General features: G+C 60.9%; 18 protein-coding genes. 7 read left to right on the forward strand and 11 right to left on the reverse strand.

All coding sequences use genetic code 11. The features are described 5' to 3' along the window. Positions 1-292: 292 nt before the first annotated feature. Positions 293-1,549 carry a D-amino acid dehydrogenase gene (locus tag AC4FS3_RS05380; protein ID WP_491019724.1) on the reverse strand — a complete coding sequence of 419 codons (1,257 nt, stop codon included), beginning with the start codon at positions 1,547-1,549 and terminating at the stop codon, positions 293-295. Between the two features lie 158 nt (positions 1,550-1,707). Here AC4FS3_RS05380 and AC4FS3_RS05385 point away from each other — a divergent pair, with 158 nt between their 5' ends. Beyond that, entirely contained in the window at positions 1,708-2,148 is a 441-nt protein-coding gene (locus AC4FS3_RS05385) for an Lrp/AsnC family transcriptional regulator (RefSeq protein WP_283178127.1), read from the forward strand. 893 nt (positions 2,149-3,041) lie between these two features. Then, entirely contained in the window at positions 3,042-5,549 is a 2,508-nt protein-coding gene (locus AC4FS3_RS05390; RefSeq protein ID WP_491019654.1) for a Hint domain-containing protein, read from the forward strand. 245 nt (positions 5,550-5,794) lie between these two features. On the opposite strand, the gene AC4FS3_RS05395 is transcribed toward AC4FS3_RS05390, so the two are convergent. Next, positions 5,795-6,022: a DUF1127 domain-containing protein gene (locus AC4FS3_RS05395; RefSeq protein ID WP_491019655.1), complete on the reverse strand. Its 228-nt coding sequence runs from the start codon at positions 6,020-6,022 to the stop codon at positions 5,795-5,797. Between the two features lie 87 nt (positions 6,023-6,109). On the opposite strand from AC4FS3_RS05395, the gene AC4FS3_RS05400 reads away from it, so the two are divergent. From AC4FS3_RS05400 to AC4FS3_RS05420, 5 genes are all read left to right on the forward strand, one after another. Continuing rightward, on the forward strand, positions 6,110-7,510 hold the full coding sequence (locus AC4FS3_RS05400; protein ID WP_491019656.1) for an aminotransferase-like domain-containing protein: 1,401 nt from the start codon (positions 6,110-6,112) through the stop codon (positions 7,508-7,510). Between the two features lie 139 nt (positions 7,511-7,649). Continuing rightward, positions 7,650-7,907, forward strand: coding sequence for a hypothetical protein (locus tag AC4FS3_RS05405; RefSeq protein ID WP_198837446.1), 258 nt, complete (start codon positions 7,650-7,652; stop codon positions 7,905-7,907). A gap of 148 nt (positions 7,908-8,055) precedes the next feature. Beyond that, complete coding sequence (locus tag AC4FS3_RS05410; RefSeq protein ID WP_092897108.1) at positions 8,056-8,922, forward strand: ABC transporter permease; 867 nt, start codon at positions 8,056-8,058, stop codon at positions 8,920-8,922. Next, positions 8,919-9,728 (forward strand): ABC transporter permease, encoded by an 810-nt coding sequence (locus tag AC4FS3_RS05415; protein WP_198837448.1) that lies wholly within the window; start codon positions 8,919-8,921, stop codon positions 9,726-9,728. The genes AC4FS3_RS05410 and AC4FS3_RS05415 overlap by 4 nt, the downstream gene beginning before the upstream one ends. Continuing rightward, the gene (locus AC4FS3_RS05420; protein ID WP_491019657.1) at positions 9,728-10,828 is read left to right on the forward strand and encodes an ABC transporter ATP-binding protein; all 1,101 of its coding nucleotides are present in this window, start codon (positions 9,728-9,730) and stop codon (positions 10,826-10,828) included. Before AC4FS3_RS05415 ends, AC4FS3_RS05420 begins: the two co-directional genes overlap by 1 nt. A gap of 142 nt (positions 10,829-10,970) precedes the next feature. On the opposite strand, the gene AC4FS3_RS05425 is transcribed toward AC4FS3_RS05420, so the two are convergent. The 9 genes from AC4FS3_RS05425 to AC4FS3_RS05465 all read right to left on the reverse strand — a co-directional run bounded on the left by AC4FS3_RS05425 (position 10,971) and on the right by AC4FS3_RS05465 (position 18,724). Further along, positions 10,971-11,588, reverse strand: coding sequence for a TetR/AcrR family transcriptional regulator (locus tag AC4FS3_RS05425; protein WP_491019658.1), 618 nt, complete (start codon positions 11,586-11,588; stop codon positions 10,971-10,973). Between the two features lie 22 nt (positions 11,589-11,610). After that, the gene (gene ppk2 / locus AC4FS3_RS05430) at positions 11,611-12,498 is read right to left on the reverse strand and encodes a polyphosphate kinase 2 (RefSeq protein ID WP_491019659.1); all 888 of its coding nucleotides are present in this window, start codon (positions 12,496-12,498) and stop codon (positions 11,611-11,613) included. Between the two features lie 15 nt (positions 12,499-12,513). Beyond that, positions 12,514-13,431, reverse strand: coding sequence for a homoserine O-acetyltransferase MetA (metA, locus tag AC4FS3_RS05435; RefSeq protein ID WP_491019660.1), 918 nt, complete (start codon positions 13,429-13,431; stop codon positions 12,514-12,516). Positions 13,432-13,471: 40 nt separating this feature from the next. Then, the gene (locus tag AC4FS3_RS05440; protein WP_491019661.1) at positions 13,472-14,353 is read right to left on the reverse strand and encodes an ATPase; all 882 of its coding nucleotides are present in this window, start codon (positions 14,351-14,353) and stop codon (positions 13,472-13,474) included. A gap of 835 nt (positions 14,354-15,188) precedes the next feature. After that, a complete protein-coding gene (locus AC4FS3_RS05445; RefSeq protein WP_491019662.1) occupies positions 15,189-15,314 on the reverse strand; it encodes a hypothetical protein in 126 nt (41 codons plus the stop codon). Between the two features lie 14 nt (positions 15,315-15,328). Beyond that, positions 15,329-16,087, reverse strand: a complete 759-nt coding sequence (locus AC4FS3_RS05450; protein WP_283178115.1) for a response regulator transcription factor — start codon at positions 16,085-16,087, stop codon at positions 15,329-15,331. Between the two features lie 375 nt (positions 16,088-16,462). After that, positions 16,463-16,702, reverse strand: coding sequence for a hypothetical protein (locus tag AC4FS3_RS05455; RefSeq protein WP_491019663.1), 240 nt, complete (start codon positions 16,700-16,702; stop codon positions 16,463-16,465). 217 nt (positions 16,703-16,919) lie between these two features. Continuing rightward, positions 16,920-17,672, reverse strand: a complete 753-nt coding sequence (locus tag AC4FS3_RS05460) for a site-specific integrase (protein WP_491019664.1) — start codon at positions 17,670-17,672, stop codon at positions 16,920-16,922. Between the two features lie 86 nt (positions 17,673-17,758). Beyond that, positions 17,759-18,724: a DUF6538 domain-containing protein gene (locus AC4FS3_RS05465; RefSeq protein ID WP_491019665.1), complete on the reverse strand. Its 966-nt coding sequence runs from the start codon at positions 18,722-18,724 to the stop codon at positions 17,759-17,761. Positions 18,725-18,954: the final 230 nt, after the last annotated feature.

An 18,954-nucleotide genomic window follows, 5' to 3' on the forward strand; every position in this document is an offset into this window, starting at 1 on the left:
CAAACGCTTCTATTACGACAGACGCGACCTGCTGCGAGTTCATCTGACGGGCTTCGCGGCGGCTACAGCTTTGCGCGCAGAGTCAGGCCGCCCGGCGTGTCTCACGCCCTGCGAATACATCTGCAGGATCTGGGTTTCAGAGCCTGACAGATGCTTCCTGAACCAGATGTCGGGACTACAGAGAGTAATCTGCCCTCCCGCCGGAGGCAAAGCGCCCCGCAGGGGCGCCCGGTTTGTTTCCCAGGCCGCAGGCAAAAATGCCCTGAAGGTCATGCTGTCTTCGGCACCAGCCTCAGGCGTAGCGGCTGATTGCGAGATCCTTCGCGTCGATCTCCGGCGCGCGCCCCGAAACCAGATCCGCCAGCACCCGACCCGAGCCGCAGCTCATCGTCCAGCCCAGCGTCCCATGGCCGGTATTGAGGAACAGCCCCTGTACCTTTGTTCCCCCGATCACCGGTGTGCCATCCGGTGTCATCGGGCGCAGGCCCGTCCAAAACGAGGCCTGTTTCGGATCGCCACCCGGGAAGAGATCCATCACGGAATGCTCGAGCGTCCGGCGCCGTTTCGCATCCAGCCGGTCATTATAGCCGGAGATTTCGGCCATACCGCCGACCCGGATCCGGTCGCCCAGCCGCGTGATCGCGATTTTATAGGTCTCGTCCATGATGGTCGATTCCGGGGCCCGCGCCGGGTCCGCAATCGGGATGGTCAGCGAATAGCCCTTCACCGGATAGACCGGCAGCCTGATCCCCATCGGCTTCAGGATCTGCGGCGAGTAAGAGCCGAGGCAAACCACCACCGCATCCGCTGTGACCAGACCCTTGTCAGTCTTCACGCCCGTCGCCCGCCCGCCTTCGGTGACGATATGCTCGATCGTCTCGCCCCAGCGGAAGGTCACGCCCTTTTCCACCAACAAAGCCGCCAGCGCAGTGGTGAATTTGAAGCAATCCCCGGTCTCGTCAAGCGGGGTGCGCAGCCCGCCCACGATCCGGTCTTTCACATGGGCGAGGCCGGGCTCCACCGCAATACAGCCATCGGGGTCGAGCAATTCGCAGGGGATGCCATCCGCCTTCAGCGCCTTCACATCCTTGGCCGAGGCCTCCAGCTGCGCCTCGGTGCGGAACAGCTGCAGCGTGCCCTTCATGCCGTGATCATATTGAATTCCGGTCTCCTGGCGGATCTGGGCAAAGCTCTCGCGCGAATAATCCGCAATCCTGAGCATCCGGCTCTTGTTGATCGCATAGCGCGAGGCGGTGCAGTTCCCGAGCAGTTTGAACAGCCAGCCGATCATCGCCGTGTCGATCTTCAGCTTCAGGATCAGAGGGGCATGTTCCATCATCACCCATTTGATCGCTTTCAGGGGGATCCCCGGCGCGGCCCAGGGGCTGCAATAGCCAAACGACACCTCACCCGCATTGGCGAAAGAAGTCTCCAGCGCCGGGCCGTCCTCGCGGTCGATCACCGTGACCTCATGGCCGGCCTTGGCCAGATACCAGGCCGAGGTGATGCCCACGACCCCACCGCCAAGAACGATGACTTTCATTCTGATCTTCCCCTGCTGCCGGACCCGATCTTCAGCCGGGGCCTGACCAATACGCCGATTTCCCCCGATGCTCGTTGATCATTGATCGAATGTCCTGTTGATTGACGCAATATTATGCGATTATTCGGTCATTAGTGAAACAATCCGGCGATGTGTGCAATTTCATGTCAGAGATCGATCGTATCGACCGCGCCTTGATTCGGGCGCTGCGCCGCGATGCCCGCATGTCGAATGTCGCGCTGGCGGCAGAGGTCGGGCTCTCGCCCTCGGCCTGCCTGCGCCGGGTGCGGATGCTTGAAGAAAACGGCACCATTCGCGGCTACACGGCGCTGGTGGCGGGCCCTGCCTCGGAAAGCCGCCATGTGGTGATCGTGCGGATCAGCCTCTCGCGCCAGACCGAAGAGATCCTGAACGCCTTTGAGGCCGAGGTCCGCAAACACCCAGAGATCCGGCAATGCTGGCTGATGACCGGCGAAGAAGACTACCTTCTCCATCTCGAGGCCGAGAACCCCGGTGATTATGAGCGGATCCATAAAGAGATCCTGTCGCGCCTGCCGGGCGTCACCCGGATCAATTCCAGCTTCGCCATCCGCAGCGTCATCTGACAGCGCGCTCGCGCGCGTCTGGCGCGAATATGGATGCGTATGGAGATGTATCAGGAGCGGTGTGTCGCTCCATGCGTCTCGCCTGGCCCGGCGCGGCTTTGGGGCTTTGCGCCGGGCAGGGGGCGCAATGTGGCGAATCTGAGGCGGATCCCCCGTGGGAGCGCTGCATCGGGACAGATGATTCGCAGGTTTCCCTCGGGTCAATGTTGCTCAGGTGAGCGTTAATACATCTAAACCAGCTTACTGATCAGGCTTTGGCAACGCGACATCACGAGGGGAACACAATCACTTTGGCTTTTCGGGGCATGATTAATTCGCGGCCGGGTTGTTGCGGGCTGTTCTGATTCAGGCAACAAATCCCGGCCATCTGGCCGGTTCCGCAGGCTTCTGAGAAGAGATTTCGAAAGTTCTTGGAGAATTCTACTGAAATTTTCTGAAATTCTGACTGGATCTGTCTCTGACGCGGAAACAATTGCCCTGCCGGAAATGCCCTCATACTCGCCTTGGAGGACTGGTTCTGTCCTGCGGAAGAACACCTTCCTGCCGCAATTCGCGCCTTTTCCGCTTCCTTCCGGGGCAAAGCAAAGCTAGATATTGATCGTCAGCTGCAAGACGTATGGGCCGTGGGGGCGGTCGTATGTTGGTGGTGTGCCGCAAGGCACCAGAGTGGTGACGAGAGTGCTGCCGATACCGGTATTCCGGAAGCCCGCTTTTGCGGGTAAGGTCTTTTACAGGCCGGCATCCCCTCATCCCATCCACCTCCATTCGACGGGTTCGCTCGGTATTACCGTGCGATTGTGCCCGTTGCAGGAGTTTACGACGACCATTTCGGGTCGTTTCTGGATGGGATTTGCGGCGACGGATTTCGTTGTCGGGATGTACGAGGACCTGAGATGCCTGTTATCGCACTTTACAACTTCGAAGAACCGACGACGCACCTCATCCGTGACGAAGCCCCTTCGCATGGCGAGCAGAATGGTGGCCTGACCGGTGGGGCGACCGTCAGCGACGGTAACCTCAATCTGGATGGCCAGACCGGCTACGTGAAATTCGATCCTCACATGGATTTCCAGCTGTCGAGCGGCACCGTCGGCATCAGCTTTACCCCGACCGCCAGCCCGCTGAGCGACAATCAGACCGTTGTGTCGCGTGACACTGCCGGCGATCACGAGGGCAGCTTCCGTATCGAGGTTACCCCGGATGGCGCAGTGATCGTCACCAGCGAAAGCGGTTCGGGCGACACTGTTTACACCACCGGCCCTGGGTTCTTTACGCCCGGCGACACGATTGACCTGACCTTCTCCTGGGATCAGGGCGGTGCCGGCGGCCAGCTCAATGTCACCAATACCACCACCGGTGGCGTCAGCTCGCAGCCGACTTCGCCTGATGTGACCCTGGTGATGGCCGATTACGGCCAGCCCTGGATCCTCGGCGGCGGCCAGGAAACCACCTCCGACCCGCTGAACCCCGAAGTCACCAGCCATTTCGAAGGCACGGTCGGCCATTTCTGGGTCTCGGACAGCGTTGACAACCACCCGGTCGGCGAGCCGCCGATTGCAAATCCCGACATCGCCGAGGTGGATGAGGATGGCGTGGTGGAGATCGACGTCCTCGCCAATGACAGCGATCCCGAGGGCGGTGCTCTGACCGTGACCAGCGCGAGTGCCGGCAATGGCACCGTCGAGATCGGCGACAATGGCGTGCTGATCTATCGTCCGAACCCCGATTTCAACGGCGAAGACACCATCACTTACACCATCACCGATCCGGACGGGATGACGGCCTCGACCACGGTGACGGTGACGGTGCATCCGGTGAATGACGATCCGGTGGCGAATGACGATTTTGCCTCGACCACCGGCAGCACCCCGTTCGTGATCTATCCGCTGACCAATGACACAGATGTCGATGGCGACACCCTGTCGCTGGTTGGGACGCCGACCTCGCCCAATGGCACGGTCGAGCTGCTGCCCGATGGCGGTATCCGCTTTACGCCGAACCCGGGTTTCACCGGCACCGCCGAGATCGGCTATGAAATCTCGGATGGCAATGGCGGCACCGATACCGCGACGATCTTCGTCACCGTCAATCCCGCCACCGGCCGCGATGGCATCATCACCGGCACCGATGGCGACGATCTGATCGGGCCTGGCTATATCGATGCCGATGGGGATGAGGTCGATGCCGGTGACGCGATCATCCCGGGCGATGGCCCGGATGATGACCGTATCTATGCCGGCGCCGGCAATGACACCGTGCTCGCGGGGGCAGGCAATGACACCGTCTTCGGTGGCACCGGCGATGATCAGATTTACGGCGGATCAGGCGATGACGTGCTGCATGGCGATGACGGCGACGACATCCTCTATGGCGGCTCCGGCAATGACCTGCTCTATGGCGGCGCGGGCGACGACATCCTTTTCGGCGGCAGCGGCGACGACACGCTTTATGGCGGGGCCGGTGACGACACGCTGTTCGGCGGGTCCGGCGCGGATCAGCTGTTCGGCGGCGAGGGGAATAATGTCATCTTCGGCGGCGCCGGAAATGATACAATTGTCCTGAGCGGCGGCGGCGACACGGTTTTCGGTGGCGCAGATCGCGACACGATCATTGTCGAGAACCAGGGCGCCGGGATCGGCAGCTTTATTGACGGCGGCGAAGAGGGCGACGATTACGACACGCTCGACCTTTCAGGCGCCGGTCCGCTGCGCATCGTCTATGACGAGGAAAACCCGGAAAACGGCCGCGTCCATTTCCTCGACCGTGACGGCAATGAGGTTGGTCATCTCGACTTCCGCAATATCGAGAATGTCATCCCCTGCTTTACCCCCGGCACGCTGATCGCGACGCCGCGTGGTGAGGTGCCGGTCGAGGAGTTGCGCGCCGGTGACCGGGTGATTACCCGCGACAACGGCATCCAGGAGATCCGCTGGATTGGTGAAAAGGCCCTGACCGGGCAGCAGCTGCGCGTTGACAGCCACCTGCAGCCGATTCTGGTCAAGGCGCACAGTCTTGGCAATGGTCTGCCCGAGCGTGACATGCTGGTCTCGCCGAACCACCGTCTGCTCGTCGCCAATGACCGCACCCAACTTTACTTCGACGAGCATGAAGTGCTGGTCTCGGCCAAGCATCTTGTCGGCTCGAACGGCATCCACCAGATCGAGTCGATCGGTGTCAGCTATATTCACTTCATGTGTGACCGCCACGAGGTCGTGCTGTCGAACGGTGCCTGGACCGAGAGCTTCCAGCCCGGCGATTACACGCTGAAAGGCATGGGCAATGCGCAACGCAACGAGATCTTCGAACTCTTCCCGGATCTGAAGACCGAAGAAGGCCTCGGCAATTACCATGCTGCCCGCCGCACCTTGAAAAAGCATGAGGCGAAACTGCTCGCCCGCTGAGCCCTGAGGGCCCGGCACCACGGTTTATGCAGCGACTCCGGCGGAGCAATCCGCTGGATGAGAGGAAAAGGGCTCCGCTTGCGGGGCCCTTTTTCTTTTGCGCAGCAGGTTTTCGGGGGCGGGGGGGCAGACAGGGGCAGCCGATCCGGACGCCGCAATGAAAAAGAGGGGCCGGAAATCCGGCCCCAGTCTCAGGGGTTCAATTAGGGGAGGGAGGCGATTTCGCGGCGCGCTTGCGCCCGCGATCACGCGCGCCAGAACGGCTTTGCCACTTCGCTGTCGCGCGTCACTGGCGCCATGCCGATATCGCGCAACAGGTGATCATCCAGCCGGGCCAGCGACAGGCGCGTGCGCTTTCGGCTCTGCCACCGCGCCAGACCGAGGCCAATTGTGACCAGCAGGCGCGATACCGGCGGCAACCGGTCAAGCCGCGACAAAGGCGCAGGGCGGGAGGGGGCGGATTGCCAGGTCATTTCTGTTATGCCTTGTATTGGTACAATCTGGCTGATATGCTACAAAAAGAAATACAATAGCCAAATATCAATCACCAGAGCTACATTGTGCCGGATACAAGATGGTCTCCTGATCTCAGCGCCTGGGCTGGCCCGAAATATCTCGGTCTCAGCCGCGCGCTTCGCGATGCAATCCGCGCGGGCGATCTGCCGCCGGGCACACAATTGCCCACGGTTCGCGATCTGGCCTGGCGCCTGTCTCTGACGCCGGGTACCGTGGCGCGGGCCTATCAGATCTCGACGCAAGAGGGGCTTCTGGAGGCCACGGTTGGTCGCGGTACCTTTGTCGCCTCCAGCCAGCCGCGCCTCGGGCCGACGCAGCCGCTTTACACCGAACGGCTGCCGATGCGGGTCGGTGCCATCGATATGCGGCCGCCGCAGGTGCCCGAGGTCGGCCAGACCGAGGCCTTTCAGGAGGCGCTGACCGCCATGGCCGCCGGCACCGCGCGCGGCTGGACCGATTACACCAGCCAGTCGGGGGAATATGCCCTTCGGACCGAGGTCCTGCGCTGGATGGGGGACCGGATCCTTGGCCCGGCGACGGCGGATGACATCATGCTGACCCATGGCGGGCAGAATGCGGTCGGGCTGATCTTCGATTGTTGCCTGCGGGGCGACCGGCCGGTGGTGGTGCTGGAAGAACTCGCCTATCCGGGTTTCCGTTATGCAGCGCGCTCGGCCCGTGCCGATGTTGTGGCGGTCGAGATCGACGAATATGGCGTCATCCCCGAGGCGCTGGAGGCGGTCTGCCGCCGGCATGGGCCGCAGGTGCTGTGCCTGACCTCCGAGGCGCAGAATCCGACGACGCGCCGGATGCCGGTGGAGCGCCGGATGCAGATTGCGCGGATCGCCCGCGACTATGATTTGCAAGTGCTTGAAGATGATTGCTATTCGGTTGCGGAAAGCGATCTGCCAACCCTGCGGGCCCTGGCACCTGAACGGGTCTGGCTGGTCGGCAGCATCTCGAAAACCGTTTCTGCGGCGATGCGCTTTGGCTTTGTGATCTGCCCGGCAGGCATGGGCGAGGCGGGGCGGCTGTCGGCGCAATACGGCTTTTTCGCCCTGGCGCGGCCGGTTTCGGATCTGATGCTGCATCTGTTTCGCTCGGGCGCTGCCGAAGAGATCCGGGCGAAGGTCCAGGCCGAGTTTGCCCATCGCATCCAGGTCGCCGTCAACCGGCTGGGCGGCTATGATCTTTCCTGGCAGCCCGGCGTGCCCTTTGTCTGGCTGAATCTGCCGCAGGGCTGGCGCGCTTCGTCCTTTTCGCGGATGGCTGAATCCGAGGGGGTCATGGTGCGCTCGGCCGATGAATATGCGCTGGTGGGCGGGCGCGCGCCGCATGCGATCCGCCTTGCTATTCCGGGCGCCTTGCCGCTTTGCGATTTCGAGCTGGGCCTCGACCGGCTGGCGGCTTTGCTGGCCAATCCGCCCGCGGCGCTGGCGGTCTGAGACGGATCACCCGGTGCGGGTAAGTGTTGCACTGCGGACTCGGGTCGTAATTTCGGGGGGTTACGGGCGGCTCTTCAGGTTGACGGCGCGGGCGCGGCATTGTCCCATGCTGTAAAGAGCAGCAAAAACGAGATCTCGAATGGGACAGCAGGCCATTTTCCACGCCCCGCGCGGGTGTTCCGATTTCCTTGGCTGGCGCCGTCGCGGCGATGCGGTTGAGGTGGTTTACGATGACGGGGCAGCCCGTCACATGATCTGGCGCGTCGAGGCGGGCGAAGGCTTTGAAGAGCAGCTTTCCGATGCGCTTCAGGTCGCGGTGGAACAGCCGCGTATCGTGCTCGCCCTCTATGCCGAGCTGAATAAACGCGCCATAGCCGTAGAAATGATCAGAGGCTGACCAGAGCGCCGCCGCCCGGCCGGGCGGCGCAACTTTTTTTGGCAGCTTCCCTTGCCTTCGCATCTGCAGGCTTGCATGAAAGCCAGAGCGGCGTCAGTATTTTGATCAAACAGACGTCGGCAGGAAACCGGCAGATCCGGGGGTAAAGGTGCAATCAAAATCCTCTGAAGCACGCACGGGCTGGCTGCTGATTGCGCCCCCGGCAGTGGTGACCTTTCTCTTGCTTGCGGCACCGCTGGCAACGGTTCTGGTCTATTCGGTGCTTACCGGGTCTCGCGGGGCGGTCAGCCTGCCGATCACAGGCGAAAATTATCTGCAGGTGCTGACACGGCCACAATATCACATCGTGATGCTGCGCTCGCTGAATGTCTCGGTCCTGGTGACACTGGCCACCGTGCTGCTGGCCTATCCGATCGCCTATTTCGTCAGCTTCCATGTGCAGCCATCGAAAAAGTCGCTCTGGCTGTTTCTGATCACCATTCCGTTCTGGACCAGCTATATCATCCGGGTCGCACTCTGGCGCACCATTCTGGGCTATGACGGCATCGTCGACAGCTCGCTGATGGGGCTGGGGATCATGGATACGCAGCTCAATGTGCTGCAATATGGCGTGACCTCGATCATCATCACGCTGGCCCATGCCTATGCGCCTTTCGCGGTGCTGCCGATTTTCGTCAGCCTTGAAAAGGTCGACCGCTCGCTGCTGGAGGCCGGCCAGGATCTGGGCGAAAGCAAATGGCGCACCTTCCTGCGCGTCACCCTGCCTTTGTCGATGCCGGGCGTGATCGCGGCGGTGCTGATCGTCTTTATCCCGACCGCCGGCGACTATGTGACGCCCGAGCTGATCGGCGCGGGCAAAGTGCCGATGGTTTCGAATTTCGTGGAAACACAGCTGCTTAAATCGCGCAACTTTGCGATGGGGTCGGCGCTGGCGGCGAGTGCGATGATTGCGGTGGCGATTATCAGTGTGGGCTTCCTGCTGTTGAACAAGCGCTTTATCGGAGGCCGGAAATGACCAAAGCCCCCGGCCTTAAGATCTATGCGATCCTCTATCTGGCGTTCCTTTACGGCCCGATCCTCGTGCTGCCGCTCTTTGCCTTCAACAATGCCGCAGTAGTATCTTTCCCGCTTTCGGGCTTCACCACCAAATGGTTTTCCGAGATGTGGGCCGATCCGAACCTGTGGAAGGCGCTGAAGAACAGCCTGATCATTGCGCTTTCCGTCGCCACGCTGTCGACCATTCTGGGCCTCTTCGCAGCGCGGTCTTCGGTGCGCTATCAATGGCCGCTCAAGGCGCCGGTGATGGGCTTTATCATGCTGCCGCTGGTCTTGCCCGAGATGATCGTCGCGATGTCCTTGCTGATTGTGTTGATGGCAATTGGCATCCCCCTGTCGATCTTCACCGTGATCCTCGGCCATCTGCTGATCTGCACGCCGTTTTCCGTGGCGCTGCTGACCTCGGCCTTCCAGTCACTGGATCGCTCATTGGAAGAGGCGGCGCTGGATCTGGGCGAGACCCCGGCCTCGACCTTCCGCCTGATCATCCTGCCTTTGGTCATGCCGGGGATCCTGTCCTCGTTCCTGATCACCTTCACCATCTCGATCGACGAATTCATTGTCGCGAACTTCCTCGGCTCGGGCCAGCCTATCCTGTCGGTCTATATTTTCGGCCAGTTCCGTTTCCCCGCGAAAGTGCCTTCAATGCTGGCTCTGGGGACGATCCTTGTCGGTCTTTCTATCTGTCTTCTCGCAATCGCTGAATATTTCCGTCGCCGCGGCATCGCCAGGACCGGTGGCAAGGATTCCGGAGGCTTCCTGTAATGAGCGCTGATAAACGCCCGACCATGATCGAGTTTCGGGATATCCAGAAATACTACGGCGATTACCACGCATTGCGGGGCATCAACGGGACGATCCGGGCGGGCGAGTTCTTCTCGCTGCTCGGGCCCTCGGGCTGCGGCAAGACCACGCTGTTGCGCACGATTGCCGGCTTCGAAGGCGTCGATTCCGGCGCCGTGCTGATCGATGGCAAGGATATGAGCTCGGTTCCCGCGAACTTGCGGCCGACCAATATGGTGTTCCAGAGCTACGCGATCTTCCCGCATATGTCGGTGGCGGAAAACGTGGCTTTCGGGTTGCGCCGCGATCCGCGCAGCAAGGCCGAAAAGGCGGCTGCCGTGGAAGAGACGCTCGAAATGGTCGGCCTCAAGGGCTATGGCGGGCGCGCGGCCCATGCGCTGTCAGGCGGCCAGCGGCAGCGGGTTGCGCTGGCGCGGGCGCTGATCCTGAAGCCGAAGGTTCTGCTGCTGGACGAGCCGCTTTCCGCGCTTGATAAGAAGATGCGCGAGCATATGCAGGTCGAACTGATCAAGCTGCAGCGCCAGGTCGGGATCACGTTCATCCTGGTGACACATGACCAGGAAGAGGCGCTGGTGATGTCCGACCGCATCGCGGTGATGTTCGAGGGCCAGATCGCGCAGCTCGCCGATCCGGAAACGCTTTACCGCCGCCCGAACAGCCGCAAGGTCGCGGATTTCATCGGTACGATGAATTTCATCCCCTGCGAGATTATCTCGGAACAGGGCGGCCGGTTCGAGGTCGAGGCCAAAGGCCTCGGCCGCGTGACCCTCGAAGCCGATCAGGCACCTGCGCCGACCGGCGAGGGCAGCCCGGTTGTGGGGCTGCGCCCCGAGACGCTGACCATGCTCTACCCGGGCCAGACCGCGGATGATCGCTCGGTCAAAGGCAAGATCGACGAGGTGATCTATTTCGGCGATATGACCTATTACGATGTGTTCATTGGTGAGACCGATGTCGAGGTGCGTCTGTCGATGCGCAACACGCCTGGCCGTCCGGTTCTGGATGTGGGCACCGAAGTCGAGCTCGCCTGGTCGCCCTCGGCGCTTGTGCTCTTCCGCTGATCGGTTCCCCCGCTTGCGCGGGGGAAGGCCTCCGGCGGGGATATTTAAGAGACAGAAAATGGGAGCAATTATTTTCTGTCTCTAAATATCCCGGGGTGAGAGGCGAAGCCTCGAGGGGCAGGGCCCCTCTTCCCAGCTGGCCCTAGCTGTCCGGCGGCAGGATACCGAGGCCACGCAGATAGATCCCGACTGAGGCCTCGAGCAGGTCCTCCGGCGAATAGGGCAGGCTGCCGCCATTGCCGCGCAGGAAAAGCTCCACGATGCCATGACTGGTCGCACGGATATGGGCGGCGACCATGGTGGCGGGCGGGCGCCGGGCAGCGGGGAGCGCGGCGAGCAGCGCTTCGGCGGCGTTTTCCATGATCCCGCGCGCGCGGGTGGCGATCAGCGCAAGGTCCGGATGGCTGGCCGGTTGCAACCCGCTTTCAAACATCGCCTGGTAATGGCCGGGATATTTGCGCGCGAAGGCCAGATAGGCGCGCCCGATCGCCTCAAACCCCGCCAGCGCTGAGGGGCGGCCCTCATTCCAGGCATATTCCAGCAATGCCGCGAAGATCGCGAAGCCCTGATGCGCCACTTCGGCGATCAGGTCGTCACGGCCGGCGAAATGGCGATAGACGGCTGCCGGGGTCACATCGGCGGCTTTGGCGGCCTCGGAGAGGGAAAAGCCCTGCGGGCCATTGGCCGCGATCAGGTCCAGAGCGGCATCGATCAGCGCCTGGCGCAGATTGCCATGGTGATAGCCGCGTTTCGTGCTCATGGTCCGATCCGTTCCGGCCGCATCAGGCCCGGGGCATCCGCTCGGGGCCACCGCTGATCTGCGGATCAATGGAACCGATCACCGCTTCGTCCTTGCCCTTGTAATCGACACGGCTCAGCACCTGACGGATCGCCGCGAGCCTGGCGCGCCGCTTGTCATCCGACAGGATCACGGTCCAAGGGGCATGCGCCGAATGGCTCAGCGTCAGCGTCTCGGCGATGGCGGCGGAATAGTCCTCCCATTTCGCGAGGCCCTCGATATCGACCGGGGAGAGCTTCCACTGTTTCAGCGGATCCTGTTCGCGCTCGATGAAGCGGCGAAGCTGTTCGGCGCGGCCGACCTCAAGCCAGAGCTTGATCAGAATGACGCCCTCATCGACCAGCATATGTTCAAATTCAGGGACCTGGCGGAAGAAGGTGGCGCGTTCCGCATCCGAGCAAAAGCCGAAGACCTTCTCGACCACGCCGCGATTATACCAGCTGCGGTCGAACAGAACCATTTCGCCTTTGGCCGGAAGCCAGTCAATATAGCGCTGGAAATACCACTGGCCCTTTTCGCGGTCAGACGGCGCCGGCAGCGCCACGACATTGGCGACGCGCGGGTTCAGGTTCTCGCGAAACCGCGCGATGGTGCCACCCTTGCCCGCGGCATCGCGGCCCTCGAAGATCACCACAATGCGCTTGCCGGTGGCTTTCACATCGGCCTGGAGCCGGACGAGCTGGCGCTGCAGCCCCTCCATCGCTGTGTCATAGTCTTTGCGACCCATCTCTTCGGAATAGGGAAAGCCGGGGGTCAGGATATCATCCTTGCCGGCTTTCTCTATGGCCTCGCGGATCGCCTTCGGGGCCTCTTTGCGGAAGTAGCGGCTGATCGCGCCGTCAAAGGGCAGATCGTGGTTTTCTTTTGCCATGGCGCATCTCCTCGCTCAGCTGCCGATATCGCGCATGTCGAAGGGCGTGTGCTGATAGATCTCGTTGATCCAGTTACCGTAGAGCAGATGCGCATGGCTGCGCCAGCGGTTGCGTGGCTGCTTTGTCGGATCATTGCCGGGATAGTAATGCGACGGGATATTGATTGCGGTGCCATTGGCGATGTCGCGATCATATTCCTGCTTCAGCGTGTCATTCTCATATTCGAAATGGTTGAAGATATAGAGAGCGTTAAGCCCGGAATCTTCCACGAGGCAGGGGCCGGTCTGATCGCTGTCGAGCAGGATCTTCATCCCGTCGACGCCCTCGATCTCATCGCGCTTCATTTCCGTCCAGCGCGAGACCGGCACGAAACAATCATCCGAAAACCCGCGCAGATAGGGCGAGGCGGGGGCGACGTTTTCATGCAGGAAACAGCCGAAGGCCTTTCTTTCCAGCATATGTTTCGGCACGCCGTGGAAATGGTTGATCATCGCCATGCCGCCCCAGCAGACGCCGAAGGTGGAATGGACATGGGTCCGTGACCAGTCGAAGACCTCGCGCAGCTCGTCCCAATAGGTGACCTGATCGAAATCGAGATGTTCGATCGGGGCGCCGGTGATGATCAGCCCGTCGAATTTCTCCTCTCTGACCGCCTCGAAGGGGCGGTAGAAGGTTTCCATATGTTCGGCGGCGGTGTTTTTCGTCTGATGCTCGGTCATCCGGATCAGCGAAAGGTCGATCTGCAGGGGCGTGGCGCCGATCAGCCGGGCGAACTGGTTCTCGGTCTGGATCTTTTTCGGCATCAGATTAAGGAGGCCGATTTTCAGCGGCCGGATATCCTGCCGCGCCGCCCGTTCGGGCGACATGACCATGACGCCTTCGTCTTGCAAGACGGCATAAGCGGGCAGGGTCTCGGGCAGGGTGATCGGCATGGTCTGTCCTTGTTGTGATGCCAGTCGGGAGAGGGATTGGTCAGGCTTCGCTTGCCTTGCGATCGATCGCGCGGGCGATCATCGCGTCAAATCCATCCGGGTCGGAGACTTCAGCGACCTCTTCAGCGGTGACGGTGACACCCCATTCGGCCATGGCGGCATAGCGCGGCTGGCGATGGGCGAGGGCCTTCGCATAGGTCCAGCGCACGAAATGGTCAGGATCGCAGCTGTCTTCGCTGACTTTGTACTCAGCGCGGTAGTCTTCCCACATGCGGGTGAGGAAATCGGGCTGATAATACATCGGCTTTGGGGCGCGGTCAAAGCGGCGGACGAGTTCCTCGGTATGGGCATCAGAGCCTCTGATCCAGACCATCAGGAGCGTCTGGCTGAGCTGCGTCATCACCGGGTCTTTTTCATCCCAGGGGTTCACCACTTCGCAGATCGAGCCTGAGGTGTCGCAGATGAAATTCCGGTAGCCATAAAGGTCATTGGCGCGGGCTATGAAGGGTCTGGTGTCCAGCGTTGCGGCGATTTCGGCGCCGCGATGCTGATCCTGGCGCAGCATATATTCGGCAAAGGGCAGGCCGCCTTTTGCCGCATCCCCGGGCTTGCCGAGATAGGTCGAAAGTGGCGCCAGGTTGTTGAAGGTGATGTTCGAGGCGATGAAGACGGAATCCGACATCAGAAGTTCCCGCAGGAGCGGCACCTTCATTGCTTCGCGTTTGAAATTATCGGCAATATATTCGCCCATATAGCGGGTGCCGATGCGGTAATCGACCGAGTAATGGAACCAGCCGCCCTGATCCGCCGGGGCCGCGCGCAGCATGTTCGACAGATGCGTCTTGCCCAGACCCGACATGCCGAACAGGAGAACCTGCTTGTTCGGGGCTTTGAGATAAGCCGCGCCGGATGGGTAAAGCATGTCGGACCTCTTTGTTCGGCTCCGGTCTGAGATAATCCCGTGCGGCGGGGCACGCAATGGCAAAGGGCGGGGCGGCGTGAGGCGCTCGGGCGAGGGGCCGTTCAGAGGGGCCCGCCTTTGCGCTGGCCATCGAGGCCAGCGCAAAGGCTGCTGCCGCGTGCTTCCTGGGGCGGCGCGTGCTGATGGCAGGCCGCCACCCGGGCCTTATGGGACAGGCAGGGGATGTCCATGCCGCAGTCCTGGCTTGCCCTTCCTCCCGCGACCCGCGCAGAAGGCGGGGACAGATCTTTTGCCCTTTTGCTGGACGACTGGTGTCGGGCTTTTGACAGATCGGCATCAGGCCGATCAGGCGCTTACGCCGGCGCATGTGCTTTTCGTTCACCTTGTGGCCCTCGTTACGCAGGTGCGAGGTCATCTGACGGAGGCCAAAGAAAGGCGTGTCGGGGGCCTCCTCGACGATCAGCGGCATCAGCGCGAGATTCTGGTCCGTATCACCCGGCAGTGTGCGGCAAAACGACGACGGAGGGTTCGACAGCAGAGCGCAGTGCCGGCCAATCAACAGGCGCGGATGGTCGCGTCCGACCATGCCGCGCCTCACCTGACGCCCCAAGGCCTCGGCTGTCTTCCCAAAAAAGAGTTGGCCATCGCCAGCTCTCCGATCCTGGCATGCAGATCCAGGGTCTCCTTCGCCCTGAAATCAGGGGGAGTGCTGCTTTCGTTTCGACATCGTCGATCTCCCTCGTGAGGCATATCAGCAGAGAGCAAAGACTGAGCTCAGGTCAGTGTCGGGTTTGCGGCGACCACATCATACACAGGACAAGGCGGCGACCACCACTCACTGCCCCGCTGCCCAAAGTGTAGCGCGCAGCGCTTCGGGATCGTCCGATTGCCCGCCGCAGGCCATGCGGGCCGTGGTGAGGATCTCCGGTGCCAGGGCATCATCGCCCAGAGCGGCGTTCAATCCAATTGCCCGTCTCATTTGGATCTTGAGGTTTTCGACAGATAACGTTGTGCCAGCGTCACCAGTTCGGCGACCGTGCGCACCTGCAACTTCTCCAGAATGCGGGCACGGTGGTGATCGGCGGTGCGGGGACTGATCCCCAGTCGCGCCCCGACCTCTTTGCTGGAGGTTTGTGACGGGTTCGCGGCCATGTGGCTGACGACTTCCATCTCGCGCATGGTCAGGCGCTTGAATTTTGCGTCGAGGCGCGCGGTGCCTGCCTTTGAGGCAATCCGTTCGGAAGCCATCGCCAGAGCAGTTTCGACCCGTTCGATCAGAACCGACTGGCTGAAGGGCTTTTCCAGAAAATCGAGAGCCCCGGCCTTGATGGCCTGCACAGATTCCGGCACGCCCCCATGGCCGGTGACGAAAATGATCGGCAGCGTGTTCCCCGCCGAGTTAAGATGGGCCTGCAATTCCAGCCCGTTCATTCCGGGAAGCCTGTAATCGAGGATCAGGCAACCCGGCTCCAGGCCATCATAGGCAAACAGAAAATCCATCGCTGAAGCATAGGATTCAACTTTGTAATCCAGCATTTGCAGCGCACTCGCCAGCGAGACACGGAACGCCTCATCATTGTCGACCAGAAACACCGTCAGCGACGTGCCGCGCCGGTCCGCACCGCGCCGCTCGCCCTTACGGCGTTCTGGTCCGCGGTAGGGCTTTGAGCTGCCCATGCCAGAGCCGCGCCGGTCCGTGCGGCCTGGAGGAGCGGGATCAGATGGTTTCGTCATGACATCCTCGCGGCGGCTGCGAGAGTGAAATAGAATCTGGCCCCGCACATAAGCGGATTCTTATGCCCCAGAGTACCGCCGTCAACCCTGACAAAGGGATTCATTACTGAAAACAATGATCTAAAGTTTCGCGCAAATCAATCCAGACAGGCGAGCTCGTCCTGACCAGAGCTCGTTGCGGAAATCTGAACAACCAGGGGAAGTGGATTTTCCGAGCAACAGCGGCATGATGCTGCATGCGAGAAGAAGACGATGGAAAACGACCGCGCCGGAACCACAGCCCGGCCTTCAAGGCGAAAGTGGCGGCAGCTGCGAATAAGGGTGAGAGGATTTTAATCGAGCTTGCGCAGGCTTTTGACTTGTATCCGAACCAGATCAAGCAGTGGCGTGACCATCCGAAAGCGCACCCTCTTCGCTCAGCGCCTTGTCGATAAAGCCCTCCAGCACTTCCTCAGCGTCGGACCGGACAGGGCCCGGCATCTGGGTCTTGTGGGCATCAAGGCTGCGCTTGCGGGCACTGGCGAGCAGGCGCTCTTGCACGGCGCGCGGCCCGTCTTCGGGCGCACGCGGCAGATCGAGCGGGATGAAACGGGCGGGAATGGTCGGCAGGGCCATGAACTTTCCTTCTGCTGCGCCGCAAAATGTGGGGCGCGCTACATTCAAATTTGGACGCGAAACGGAGATCCCTCGGGGTGAGGTCAGCCGGTTATGCGTTCAAATCGAATGGAAGGTCTGGTCATCATGGCTTTATGTTAGGCGCAGGGCGGGCGCGGTGACAAGTGAAAATCGATGGTCGCCACCGTGACCTCGCCCCTTCACGAAGTGAAGAAATCTATCGCGGACTGGGGAGCGGTAAGCGGGGCAGGCCGCTGATGGCGTGAAGCAGCTCTGGCAGCGAGGAGTGTTCTGTGTAGCGTTCGCTCGTGATATCGCTGCCCGTATAGCCGAGAATGTCCTTGCGCACCTTCTCAGCGATTCCGGCCATTTTGCCCAGCTCGGTCGCAACATAGTGACGGAAGGAGTGGAAGACTTTTCCCTGCGGATTGCCCTCAAGCTGCTTTTTCACAAGGAGGCGTAAGCGATAGTCGATCTGCTCGCCGAACTTCAGGCCTGACTGGGGCTTAAGGTCGGGAAACAGATCCGCGTCAGCCTCCGCTTTTCGCATGTCTTCAGCGTATTCGGGCAAGCCCATTTCGATCAGTTGCGGGTGAAGGGGAATAAGTCGGTCAGACGCAAGGGTCTTGAGGCCCCGGTTGACATTCCCCTGAATTCTAAAGGCCATGATGCCGTCAGCTAAGACAACGTCCGAGGCTTTCATGCCCGCGATTTCCTCGCGGCGGGCCCCAGTCAGAGCCGCAATAGCCGGGACCCAGTAAAGACCGTCCCGAATGATCTCTGGCCCCGGAAGCTGCCATTTTTGCTTGGGGAGCCGCCCATGCCAGACTGGATGTGTAAAAATGGCCTGAATGTCGGCTGCGGTGAAGGAGGGGCGGTCATCGCGGTCACGCTGCGATTTGCGGGGTCGCAATGAGCCGAGGTCGATGCTGTTGATCTCGGCAAACCCCTCGCTTCGCGCTTTGGTCAACAGCTGACCAAGATAGTCGAGGTTGCGCCCAATGGTGGTGGCAGAGAGGCCGCGCGGCTTTCCCTCGGCCTCAGCGAGGATCTGGCCTAATGGTTTGAAACGATCCTTAGGGGATTTGCGGCAGCTTGTTGGCAGCAGATCCAGGATGCGATGAATTTGGCGACATGAGCCTGGCGGATCTGGCGAATGTCAGTGATCTCAGTGGCTTCTGCGAACAGACGAAACACCTTTGTCATCTGATCGATCATCTGCTCAGAGATACCGATCTTGCGCTTTTGCGCCATCAGACGTTCGATCAGTGCTGTGATATCGGGATCGTAAAGCGGGGCAGGTTCAGGCGTTGCGGTCGGGACCATGGGGATTGCCGGGGCGTCAATGTGCCTGGTCTTCTGCCCGGCGATCTCTGCTGCCAGATCCATTGCATTGTCGAAGGGTTGCTGGCCTTTGTAGCCTGTCAGCAGGGCTGCAGACTTGCCGCAATACCAGGCCATACGCCCTTGCATGAGTTCGGGAACTGAAAAGCTTTCGCGTTCCAGTGCCGCCCGCATCACTTTCAGCGAGCGCGAATTGGCATATATTCCGGGATTCTGGCGGAAGGCCTGCGATTCCGTCGCCAGATGCAGGTTGATGAGGCGAATCTCATCCGGGCCATGACCGCCAGCGATCAGGGCTTGCGTATCCTCTTCGGTCAGTGCGGATCCGGTGGCGCCACGTTGGGAGATCAGTTTGAAGGCATAGCCAGCGGCCCAGTCGTGCCGTTCCTCATCTTGCCAGTTCCCGGCAGACCCATCCGATGCGACGGCACGGCGCAACTCGATGCGCTCAAGTTCAGAAGTGATGACTCGGCGAAGAATTTTTTGGACATCTTCCCGGGAAAGCCCTGTTGCCGTCATTCGATCAAACACCTCTTCGCTTCGGGCGTTGACGATGATCCCGATACGGCGAGCGATCAAGGGGTCGTTCGTGCGCAGGCTGAGTTGGATGAGAGCGGGCATTCGGCGCCGCCATTGATAGGTCGCGCCACGGCGGAAGATATTGGTCTGAAGACCCATAATGAACCTCATAAATGAGGCTCGAAAAGCTGTGATGGGGATCTCTTGTGGTGTCATATGTATGACACTCACATCAGCATTACCTCATCGGAGGTAATTTGTGTTTCCAAACCAACGACTTAGTTAAGTTTGGCTCCGGCGGTAGGGATCGAACCTACGACCAATTGATTAACAGTCGAATTGAGGCGCATTTCGGAAGATATCGCATCATATCGGAACGGACAATGTTC

This window comes from Pseudogemmobacter sp. TB195, from assembly GCF_058313095.1.